At 72.6% G+C, this 1,878-nt stretch carries 2 protein-coding genes; one reads left to right on the top strand and one right to left on the bottom strand.

The features are described 5' to 3' along the window. Positions 1-835 (bottom strand): hexose kinase (locus tag HUX53_RS35430; RefSeq protein ID WP_309237589.1); only part of this gene is annotated, 835 nt, incomplete at its 3' end. 150 nt (positions 836-985) lie between these two features. Here HUX53_RS35430 and HUX53_RS35425 point away from each other — a divergent pair. Further along, positions 986-1,878 (top strand): phosphatase PAP2 family protein (locus HUX53_RS35425; RefSeq protein WP_176407643.1); only part of this gene is annotated, 893 nt, incomplete at its 3' end.

Raw genomic sequence — 1,878 nt, 5'->3', positions numbered from 1 at the left:
CTTTGTGCTGTGCGTGCGTGCTGGTGGAGATTTGTGTGGTTTGTTGTTTTGTGTCTGATGCTCGCGGGCCACGAAGGCCTGTACTCTCCTCTGGGTGGGCAGCGTATGGTGTGTATAAGGGACCGCCGGTGAGGACGCCGCCGTCGTCGCCGGGCACCGCGCCCTCGGCGCCGAGGCTGACCAGGACGGCGCGGGCGCCGCGCGCCCGCAGCTCCCCGGCGGCCTCGACGACGTCGGCGACGGTGTCGACCGGCCCGCCGACGGCCTCGGCGAGCTCCTCCCGGTTCGGCTTGATCAGGTCGGGCCCGGCGGCGACGGCGGCGCGCAGCGCCGGGCCGCTGGAGTCGACCGCGACGCGGATGCCGTCCGGCGCGAACCGGCGGCACAGCGCGGCGTAGGTGTCGTCCGGGACGCCGGGCGGGAGGCTGCCGCAGCCCACCACCCAGCTCGCCCCGCCGGCCGAGGCCGCCACGGCGGCCTCGACGGCGGCGGCGATCTCGTCCAGTTCCGCCGCGGACAGGGGGCCGCCCGGCTCGTTGAGCTTGGTGTCGACGCCGCCGGGCTCGACGATCGTCACGTTCGACCGGGTGCGTCCCGCGACGCGGACGGCGCGCACCGGCATGGCCTCGACGGTCAGCAGCCGGTGCAGCTGGTCACCGTCGGCGCCGCCCACCGCCACCACGGCGGTGGCGGCGACCCCGTTGGCGATCAGCGCCCGGGACACGTTGACGCCCTTGCCGCCCGGGTCCAGCCGCGCCGACCGGGCCCGGATGACCGCGCCGCGGGTCAGCACGTCCACCTCGATCGTGCGGTCGAGGCTCGGGTTGAGCGTCACCGTCACGATCATGCGCGTGCCGTTCCCCGGTGCATGTTGCTTCCCTTCCGTTTGATTTTGTTTCCCTTGTATTTATGCCCGTTTGTCGTCGGCGTCAAGAGGTACCGGCGAGTTTTCGCAGGAGAAGGCGCGGTCGGCCGCCAAAGTCCGATGCGCGCGTGTGGGAACCGGGGACGGCGGGGACGGTGCGGGAAGTCGGCGGGGCGGTTCGTGGTCGTCCCGGCCGACCCGGCCCGTCCCCCGTCCTCGTCCGCCGGCCCGGACGAGGACGGGGGACGGGCCGGGTCGGCCGCGCGCGAGATCGTCACCGCACTGGCCGTCCTCGTCGTGTACCTGGTGTTCACCCACGCGTTCAGCGGGGACCGCGCGACCAGCGACGCGAACGGGCGCGCCCTGCTGGAGTTCGAGCGATGGGCCCGCCTGGACGCCGAGCGCCCGCTGAACGACCTGCTCGTCCGGCACGAGTGGCTCGGCGCGCTCGCCGCGTGGGAGTACGCGACGACCTACGTGATCGGCACCTTCGGATTCCTGGCCTGGCTGTGGTGGCGGCGGAACCCGGCCTACGAGTGGGCGCGCAACACGCTGATCCTGGTGACGCTGATCGCGATCTGCTGCTTCGCGATCTGGCCGACGACGCCGCCGCGGCTGCTGCCGGGCGAGGGCTTCACCGACATCATCGCGATGCACCATCCGCCCGCCACCTGGGGCAGCGAGGTCGTGTCCGCGGGCGCCAACCCGTACGCGGCCATGCCGAGCCTGCACATCGGCTGGGTCGCGTGGATCGGGGTGGCCGCCGTGCGGGCCAGGTGCGGCCCGTTCTTCCTCTGGCTCTGCACCCTGCACCTGGTCGTGACCGGCCTGGTGATCGTCGCGACGTCCGCGCACTACATCGTCGACATCCCGGGCGGGCTGCTGCTCGTCCCGGCCGCCGCGGCCGTCGAACGGGCGCGGACCGGGCTCGCGCTGTCCCTTATACCCATCCCCGAGCCCACGAGACGGCAACCGCTCACGCATCCCGCCTTACGGTTGAAACAACCCACAAA

The organism is Actinomadura sp. BRA 177, assembly GCF_013372625.1.
Lineage (GTDB): Bacteria > Actinomycetota > Actinomycetes > Streptosporangiales > Streptosporangiaceae > Spirillospora.
The sequence above is the reverse complement of the archived record's forward strand: the minus strand, read 5'-3'. Positions and strand labels throughout refer to the sequence as shown.